The organism is Enterobacter sp. UPMP2060 (assembly GCF_053709655.1).
The window spans coordinates 34,011-42,558 of record NZ_JBSKJQ010000018.1; the positions used below are offsets into that span (position 1 = coordinate 34,011).

Annotated in this window: 12 protein-coding genes and 1 pseudogene; 8 read left to right on the plus strand and 5 right to left on the minus strand. The window is 46.7% G+C overall.

The genetic code is table 11. The annotated features are described in order from the left end of the window. The first annotated feature begins 11 nt into the window (after positions 1-11). The 5 genes from tap (at position 12) to ACWKXN_RS21600 (ending at position 3,761) form a co-directional block, all read left to right on the plus strand. Entirely contained in the window at positions 12-86 is a 75-nt protein-coding gene (gene tap, locus ACWKXN_RS21580) for a RepA leader peptide Tap (protein WP_100208657.1), read from the plus strand. Then, a complete protein-coding gene (gene repA, locus ACWKXN_RS21585; protein ID WP_454544337.1) occupies positions 79-942 on the plus strand; it encodes an incFII family plasmid replication initiator RepA in 864 nt (287 codons plus the stop codon). Before tap ends, repA begins: the two co-directional genes overlap by 8 nt. Before the next feature lie 1,202 nt (positions 943-2,144). Then, positions 2,145-2,939, plus strand: coding sequence for a ParA family protein (locus ACWKXN_RS21590; protein ID WP_115408761.1), 795 nt, complete (start codon positions 2,145-2,147; stop codon positions 2,937-2,939). After that, complete coding sequence (locus ACWKXN_RS21595) at positions 2,926-3,177, plus strand: hypothetical protein (protein ID WP_115408760.1); 252 nt, start codon at positions 2,926-2,928, stop codon at positions 3,175-3,177. Before ACWKXN_RS21590 ends, ACWKXN_RS21595 begins: the two co-directional genes overlap by 14 nt. 353 nt (positions 3,178-3,530) lie before the next feature. After that, positions 3,531-3,761 (plus strand): hypothetical protein, encoded by a 231-nt coding sequence (locus ACWKXN_RS21600; protein WP_454544338.1) that lies wholly within the window; start codon positions 3,531-3,533, stop codon positions 3,759-3,761. A 64-nt stretch (positions 3,762-3,825) separates the two neighbouring features. On the opposite strand, the gene ACWKXN_RS21605 is transcribed toward ACWKXN_RS21600, so the two are convergent. The 5 genes and pseudogenes from ACWKXN_RS21605 to ACWKXN_RS21625 all read right to left on the minus strand — a co-directional run bounded on the left by ACWKXN_RS21605 (position 3,826) and on the right by ACWKXN_RS21625 (position 6,658). Further along, positions 3,826-4,107: a hypothetical protein gene (locus ACWKXN_RS21605; protein WP_454544339.1), complete on the minus strand. Its 282-nt coding sequence runs from the start codon at positions 4,105-4,107 to the stop codon at positions 3,826-3,828. Between the two features lie 528 nt (positions 4,108-4,635). Next, positions 4,636-5,256: pseudogene (locus ACWKXN_RS21610) on the minus strand (recombinase family protein); the annotation flags it as partial. A 136-nt stretch (positions 5,257-5,392) separates the two neighbouring features. Continuing rightward, positions 5,393-5,875, minus strand: coding sequence for an N-acetyltransferase family protein (locus tag ACWKXN_RS21615; RefSeq protein ID WP_454544340.1), 483 nt, complete (start codon positions 5,873-5,875; stop codon positions 5,393-5,395). Between the two features lie 65 nt (positions 5,876-5,940). After that, positions 5,941-6,258, minus strand: a complete 318-nt coding sequence (locus tag ACWKXN_RS21620; RefSeq protein ID WP_016192357.1) for a helix-turn-helix domain-containing protein — start codon at positions 6,256-6,258, stop codon at positions 5,941-5,943. Beyond that, positions 6,251-6,658 carry a type II toxin-antitoxin system RelE/ParE family toxin gene (locus ACWKXN_RS21625; RefSeq protein WP_454544341.1) on the minus strand — a complete coding sequence of 136 codons (408 nt, stop codon included), beginning with the start codon at positions 6,656-6,658 and terminating at the stop codon, positions 6,251-6,253. Before ACWKXN_RS21625 ends, ACWKXN_RS21620 begins: the two co-directional genes overlap by 8 nt. Before the next feature lie 465 nt (positions 6,659-7,123). Between ACWKXN_RS21625 and ACWKXN_RS21630 the strand changes: the two genes are divergently transcribed. From ACWKXN_RS21630 to ACWKXN_RS21640, 3 genes are read left to right on the plus strand one after another with little or no spacing between them, the layout of a single operon-like run. After that, the gene (locus ACWKXN_RS21630) at positions 7,124-7,639 is read left to right on the plus strand and encodes a DnaJ domain-containing protein (protein ID WP_336195643.1); all 516 of its coding nucleotides are present in this window, start codon (positions 7,124-7,126) and stop codon (positions 7,637-7,639) included. Between the two features lie 58 nt (positions 7,640-7,697). After that, positions 7,698-7,934: a hypothetical protein gene (locus tag ACWKXN_RS21635; protein ID WP_454544342.1), complete on the plus strand. Its 237-nt coding sequence runs from the start codon at positions 7,698-7,700 to the stop codon at positions 7,932-7,934. Positions 7,935-7,994: 60 nt separating this feature from the next. Next, positions 7,995-8,546 (plus strand): hypothetical protein, encoded by a 552-nt coding sequence (locus ACWKXN_RS21640; protein WP_454544343.1) that lies wholly within the window; start codon positions 7,995-7,997, stop codon positions 8,544-8,546. Positions 8,547-8,548 lie beyond the last annotated feature (2 nt).

Consider the following 8,548-nt stretch of genomic DNA (forward strand, 5'->3'; position numbering starts at 1 on the left):
AGTATATGTGCATGCTCAGAAAACTGCAATACCTTCTGTGCTACCTGCTCCTTCCGTGCAACATAAGCGCAGGAAGGTGTGGCTGACGCTCAGGCCCTGTTCACTCATTACCGGCAGGTCAAAAACCCGAATCCGGAATTCACCCCGCGTGAGGGCAAAAAGACGCTGCCGTTCTGCCGTAAGCTGATGGCGAAAGCTGAAGGCTTCACATCCCGTTTCGATTTCTCCATGCACGTTGCGTTTGCGCGTTCGCTGGGTGTGCGTCACCGTATGCCACCGTTGTTACGCCGCCGTGCCATCGATGCGCTATTGCAGGGGCTGTGCTTCCACTATGATCCCCTGGCTAACCGCGTCCAGCGCTCCATCACCAATCTGGCCATCGAGTGCGGGCTGGCCACAGAATCGAAAAACGGCAATCTGTCCATCACCCGTGCCACACGGGCGCTGAAGTTTATGGCTGAGCTTGGGCTGATTACCTACCAGACAGAGTATGATCCGCAGATCGGCTGTAACATTCCAACCGATATTACGTTCACCCCTGCCCTGTTCTCGGCGCTGGATGTTTCTGACGTGGCCGTTGTGGCCGCGAGGCGCAGTCGCGTGGAGTGGGAAAACAAGCAGCGTGAAAAACAACGTCTCCCCCGGCTGGATATGGACGAACTGATAGCCAAAGCCTGGCGGTTCGTGCGTGAGCGGTTCCGGAGTTACCAGTCCGAACGCAAATCGCACGGGCTGAAGCGCGCCCGCGCCCGCCGTGACGCTGACCGTAACCGCCGCGATATTGAAACCATCGTGAAGCGGCAACTGACGCGTGAAATTGCTGAGGGCCGCTTTACCGGCAACCTGGACGCCGTGCGTCGGGAACAGGCAAGGCGTGTAAAAGAGCGTATGCTGATGTCCCGTGGCAACAACTATTCGCGGCTGGCAACGGCCACCACCTGACCCCTTCTCCTTTTATTAATCCGGCTGACCCCGGAGGGTTCTGCACGTCTGTTACTCACCGTTGCTTATTATCTGAGCGAACGGGCATGGAGGCCATCCATGATCCCCTCTCTTTTCCTGCAAAACCGTGCTGAAATTTTGTTGCCGGCGCCATCTTTGCCCGATGAATTCAGTTACCCACACATAACTGCAAGGGAACTTTCCATAAGGTTACAGCCGTTGTGCTTGCAGAGCGCCAGCCGTACTGATTTCAAAGTGCGTGGTTCCCTTTAAAAACCTGCTCAGTACTTCTTTTAAATACCTTTTATTTTTTTCATATAAACAGATAACCTGTTCATCGTCTGTCCTGTGGACAGCCTCAGAGAATGCCCGCCCTTGCAGCGGACTCACGTCCGCGCCGGTCCGATAAAAGCAAAGTTACCTCCCGTCGCTACGCGACAGGCACTGTAAAACACCTGAATTTAGTTACAGCATTCAAAATGCGTTTCCACAAACCCAGAATGTGCATATCTGTGACCTCATCACCCCACTCACCACTGAAAAGCGGCCACACCCCCGGCCGAAGGCCGGGAGTGATGTCGCTTTTAATGATGGATGTTGTAACTAGAACTAACTCGCTTTGAGAAGTATCGCTGGAAGGTCTGGATTAACACGCCCGTAAGCGGCCCTCACGGCCCGCTAACGCGGAGATACGCCCCGACTGCGGCTACGGCCTTGTCGTGACCACTCCGACAGCGCACAGCTGCTTCTATATCGCTTTTAGTGGATTTTGGTCTAGCAGGGCAAGGGGGGAGTATCGGTGATACCTGTTAAACCGGAACCGGCTTCGCCGGGTTACCGGCGCCATGCAGCGCTGGTGCAATATGTAACTGCTTCTGGCGCCTTCATGCCGCAAGCGGCATTAGAAGTGACATTTGATCTTTGCTATCATTTTTACAAACAAAACCTGTCAGTCCCCTGCCCTTCTTTTCCGAAACCCCTAAATTCATGCGTCACTGCTAAAAAGTTAAGAGTAGGTTATACAGCAAGTTGGAGGATATTTGTATATACATTTGTATATACATAAGTGATTTTCTGGGAGTTCTCATGTCGTACCGGGCAATGGCTTATAATCAGGTATGTATATGCCTATGTATATACATTGACATCGCGCAGGATACATGTAGTATGCATATACCTTTGTATATACATGGCGGTGTGAAATGAAGAAGCCCTACATTATTTCTTTTGCGAACAGCAAAGGCGGTGTTGCCAAAACGACAAGCTGTATTGCGGTTGGATGCGCGCTGGCTTTAGCTGGTTATAAGACCTTGCTAGTTGATCTGGACCACCAGGGAAACCTGAGTGACGACGTGGGACGTGGTGATGAAGATTATACAATCACCGATCTTTTTGAAGACCCTAAGTTCGATACGAATAAACTCGTATATACCGCCCTCGATGGGGAATCTGCCATTCCTAACCTAGATGTTATTCCCGCCGATATAACCCTAGCAGTTGAGGCGCGTAGCGCCGAACGTTTCCGTCACCGGCTCAGTATTCTGGATGAAGGTCTGGCAAGGCTTAAAACCGTTTACGACTTTATACTGATTGACCTGCGGCCAGCCATTGATCTCAGCATTGAAAACGCGCTGCTGATAACGGATAAAATTGTTGTGCCGGTAGATATGGATCGCAGGGCGGTAAAAGGTATTGATGACCTTTTCCAAGTTGTTCGTGAAGTGAAGCGTAACAATGATTTTGTATATACACTTGTAAAGACAAAGGTTAACGAGTCTCACTCTAAAATGAAAAAAGCTATTGATGGGTACATCAGTGAAGCGGGCTACAAAGTTGCGAATACTGAAATACGCCAGAGTGAGCTATTCAAACAAGCAACTGAGGTGCATCGTCCCGTTATGATGTTCGCCAGAAATGAACGCCCTTACCGGGATTACAAAGCCTTCACACAGGAGTTGTTGCAGCAGATTGAGGAGGCCGCAAGTGGCAAGAAGTGATCGTATAGCGAAAGGGGTTACGCGCGTTACCGAACGCAGAAATATCACCACCGGAAAGCAGATGAACCTTCGCCTTACTGGTCTGGATGACGATGCGTTATCCATTCTTGTTGAAAGAATACAGGAAAGGCTACCTAACAAAAACATCACACGGTCGCGTGTCGTCCGGGCGGCTTGCTATATAGAAGATGATAAGTTGATCGATAAGCTGGCTAAGCTTCTTGTTGAAAATACCTGATTTGTATATACAAGTTGCTCCTTGGCTGAATATGAATATGCTTTTGTATATACAATATTAAAGCTTAATGCCTATACATCTGTATAGGCATAGTTGTTGGGTATAATTTCAGCAGAAGAATGCTGGATATCTACAGAACTCAGAGCAGTAACGTAAAAGGGAGCGTCATTGAGAATTAATCCGTACCATTCAAATGATGCGGCAGGTGTAAGCTTTCAGCCTGTTTTTAATGGTATCGTTCTTCCGATAAAACCGGTCTTACGTTACGGGGTCTGAAGCCCAATCGTACGAAAACGTACGCTAAGTATGTTTTTTGAACAGATCTGTTACAGACCGCCAAAAATGGGGGCGTCATGAGCAAACTAAATAAAGAACCGATCAGGGGACTGGATGATGAGGAAATAGCCCTGCTTATCGATGCTCTGACAGCACTACGCGCCGAACGCGGAAAAGCCTGGAATGTGGCCTGTGATCTGGCTCAGGTGGCGAACGAGCGTCCGCCATCGCTGAAAAGGTATGGCATTGATGAAATTACACGGCTGGCTCGTAGGCTGGGTGCAAGAAAAACACATTGGCTGGATTGAGACAGGCTGCGCTCATTTCCTCCAAAAGTCCTAGCGTCATGATCTACACTATTGATTACATTAATTATGGCGTTGGATTTCCGTCATAAGATCCTGATACCTGTACCTCTGCATCTCCCCATTGTTCACGTTCCGGTTCGTCAGGGTCAAGGTACTTGCGGCATTTGGCGTGAAGCCAGATATTCATAGGCCGCAGATTAACAACTTCCACCTCATCAAACTCAAAATCGGCATTATCAATCAGCCAATCCTGAATAATTTCCTGGAGATCATTATCGTCAAGCTCAATTTTTCGCTCAACGAATCCTTCGTCTTTATAGTATTTGACAGGGAAAACCGTCCGCATTTTCAGCTATCCTCTTTCCGTTGGGGTAAGCCGGAACCGCCGAAAGTTCCGGCATCTGAAACGCTGCTGGGGTGTCACCCGCATTTAAATTGGCAGAAACCCGGTCACCAGCCCAATGATATACAAAGTTTTGGCAGCCTGCCGCTTACAACCCCGTATACCGTGTGTTACGTCAGCTTATTGCCAACAACCGGCACAATCATCCCATCCCTGGTGAGTTTGGTCATTGGTCAGCAGACAGTCAATAACCATACAGTTACGATCATCAGCTATCATATGAATTTCACTGAATAAATAATCTACCTGTTCTTTCAACTGCTCGTTGTTTTCAGCAGTCAGAGGTATTCGGTATTCATTCCCCCCTAAAATTTGACCGTCGAATTCAGCTTCGATGAACCAGTCAATCAACTCTCTGGTTTTTTTCTTCCCACGGGTAAATTTACTGCCATTTTCAATAGACACAAACAAGGTCATAGAACGTGGGGTAGGGGAGGCCACAGGAGTTTCTACCAGGGTTTTAGCCTGAATCTGGCTGGCGGCATATTTGATGGCACTGCTGATGGTGCTTCGGCTGCAACCTATCGTTTTCTGAACCTGAGTCCAGGAGCTACCGCTCAACAATAACCGGTTAATGGCATCGTAACGTGGCTTATTGACCTGCCGCCCACGGTATTTTCCTGCCGCTTTCGCTTTGGTTATGCCCTGTTGCTGACGTTCCCGCCGCTGCTCGTAATCGCGTCGTGCAATGGCGGCCAGCATATCGAGCAACATATCATTGATGGCCGCAAACATTCGGCTGTCAAATTCATTGGCTCTGGGAGAAAGGTGCTGCCAGGTGGTGGGAACATTGACGGCCACAACCCACACGCCACGCTGACGGATGATCGCTTTAAGTTTCTCCCACTCATCTCCTTTTAAGCGTGAAAGACGATCGACGTCCTCAATGAGTAATACATCCCCAAGGCGGCTGTCATTGAGCAAACGGAAAAGTTCGGGCCGCTCCAGGCGTGCGCCTGATTCATTTTCAGCATAATAGTTACAGATGATGACATTATGCTCATGAGCAAAGCGATCAAGCATATCGCGGGCACGTTGAGCATCCTGCTCACTGGTTGAAGCCCGAAGGTAGGCACGAACAAACATGGACATGGTACTGTTAGAGTCCTTTAGTGATACCGGTCTGGTTAGGGTTGATGTCATGTAGATAAACAGTACCGGATTCTGCCAGTTCGGTATAGGGATACTTAAACAGTACTATCAGTTGTGACGTAATTCGCTGATTAAACTAATCTACAAAACGGTACGTTTTCTTACCGCCTTGAGTTGTATTTATTAGCTTGAACCCACTTCCGGCCAGCAACTTCATCATTTTTATGGATGGAGGTAGACAGGATGCTTCCAGCCTGTGACCGGGAGTAGCTTCAATAATCGAGGTAAGCATATTTTTGCCAATACCTTTACCCTGCTTATCTGCTGCAACGGCGAACATACGGATCTCCAGATGCGAAGCGCGGCCAGCAAAATCATTACGCCCGGTAAGCAGGGCAAAACCCACCGGTTCTCGCTTTAACTGCCCGTCAAAGACAAAGAGATAATCCCCTATGGGAATATTATCTCTATATTTTCGAGTAACGCTCTCAAGCTCAGATTTTACTGTTTCAAAGCCCTTGCCACCAAAATAAAAAAATGCACCTGATGTTATCCCATCACGCACCAAATTCATGATAAAAGGTATATCGCTATCATTCCCTAATCGCATATCGAGCATGTATTTCCTCCAGTAAAATGAAAGCCGCGTAAGCGGCTTCCCTTTCTTACAGTAGCATTACTGGCTTATGCCATGAACACTTGTGGCCCTTTAGCATCGATGATGTTAATGATTCGCAGAGCAGCCTTATTCGGTTTGCTTTCGTTTCGCTCCCATTTGGAGACGCTTTCTACAGACATGCCGGTTGTTATAGCCAATGCGGCTTGCGACATGTTGTAGCGAGTGCGGACTTCCTTTATCTGGCTACCGGTCATAACTCGGATCGCCGGGATATTACGGGCTGCGACCGCTGCATCAATTGCAGCTACGGTTTCATCTTTTACCACGCCTAGTTTGTTATAGCGTTCAGCCATACCTTGAATGCGTTTCAGACGTTCAGTCATCACAATTTACCTCGATCAGTTCTTTATCAGACAGAAGCTTATTTATAGTTGCCGGACTCATTGAGATAAAATCTTTTGCGATATTGCAGTAAGCATCAATTTCATCATCTTCAAGCTCTTTTCCTTTCTTTTTTGAAAGCCCACTCTTCAGATACATATCAAAAAAGAAGATGTTGTCGCCATCATTGAAAAAAACGATTGATCGTGCTCCATCTCTGGCTCCTACTCCGGGCAAGCCGAGGCGCTTTTTAAAGGTAAATTTTCCAAGTGGATCACCCGGCAGACCAGAAAAAATAGCCTTAGCCGCTTTGCACAACATGGCATTGCTGATGCGGGCCTTCTGCCGCTCTGTCTCAAATTCAGGTGTTAAATAAATTCCCATGACACTCAATGCAACCATGTTACCGTAAGCATTACTATAGTATTAATTACGGGTTTGTGCAAGTTGCATGGCATACAAACGCTGGTGAAACCCTCCTATATAATGATTTTTAGAGCAAAAATTTAAGCCGAGTGTGTCCGGTTCCTGATTTAGCAATGGCTCTCTTCCGCTTCCTCGCTCACTAACTCGCTACGCTCGGTCGTTCGGCTGCGGCGAGCGGTGTATGCTTTATCTGAATGAGCATCTTATATACCCCCATGTAATGACAATGCAGCTTGGCAGAACGTTAAGAATAAATACAAGCGGGCTGAGGGCAGGCCAGTAAAAATCTCACAGTATTTTCATACTGTAGTCACTAGGTATTAACGATAAATACGGGAATAATTAGTAGTTGATATACCATCATTTGATGGTATAATGAGTTTGTTGGTTGGGAATGGTTCCCTGCCAGATTCCAGAAGCCCACACGGGCGGGAGCTAAAAATGAATATTCAGGAAGCATTAAATGTTTTTGGTTTGTCAGGTGAATTAACGGAGAAGGATATCAAAGCTGCATATAAAAAAGCGGCTTTAAAATATCATCCAGATCGTAATCCATTAGGTGCTGAACTGATGAAGGCTGTAAATACAGCTTTTGATTTTCTCATGGCTAACATTGATAAAATTAATCAGTTTCAAAGCACTGATGAAAACGCACGTTACAACTACGGTGAAGATCTGGAAAAAGTTTTGAATACGCTATCCGGCCTTAAAGGGATTGTCTATGAAGTTATTGGTAATTGGGTCTGGATTAGCGGAGAAACTAAAGAACACAAAGATATTTTAAAAGAAATGGGCTGTAAGTGGGCATCGAAGAAAAAACAATGGTTTTACCGTCCTGAAGAACACAAAAGCCGCTGGAACCGTAAAGAACACAGCATTGAAGAAATCCGTGAAATGTATGGTACAGCAGGTAAACGTAAGGCGTCAGGCTGGAGACGTGTAGAAGCGAGCGCATAACCGGAACGGGGGCGAAAGCCCCCTAGAACATGGCAAAGATTGATACGGAGACACGTTGATGAAAAACAAGACCATAACGGAAGCGGAGCTGATAAACATTTTTGAAAGTTACGGAGCCTACATTTGCACGGATGAGATCGAAGTTACGGCCAAAGAATGCAATGAAAATGGTTCAGTCTTACACCGTGGCTTAAACGCAGAAGGATGGGCGCATCTTTTTGCAAAGGAAGAAGCATATCAGCAGGAATGCGAAGCCCAGGAAGCTGCAAGTGATGATAGACACTTTGACGAATAATTTTAAAACTGCCGTAATTCGATTTACGGCTTTTTTATTGAGTTCAAAAGGCTGAATCAGATGAAAGAACAGAAAAATTTCTTTGAACGGTACCAACCTGTGTTTGAAATCGTTTGTCGAATCCTTGGGAACGGCTGGCGTGTAAATCTGCTCGATGATTGCCAGTACAGGATAAAGCTAACCTCGCCTCAGTATAAAAATTTCACTATACATATTCGAATGGAGAAGGGAAGGCTAGTTATCATCGGAAGCGTAGATAGTCGAAGCTGGCGAGGCCCTTACCATACTTGCACTGTATCGCCAGAACGTAACCCTGTAGAAATTGCCGCCGATATTGAAAAGAAAATACTGACGGATGCTTTAGATAATGTAGATATTGCGCGAGAATATGAACAACAGTTACAGCGAAAACGCGATCAAATTCAGATTCTGAAAGGGATGCTATCTCGTTTAATGCATCTTGATAGCTGGCATGGGACATTGACTGGTTTTAAAGTTGAGAATGGATTAGATGGTAACGTATCAGAACGGGGCGACGGATATGAAATGATAATTCGTGGCCTGAGTGTAGATCAGCTCATAAAGGTAGCGGGGTTTATTAAACAGTTATGAGG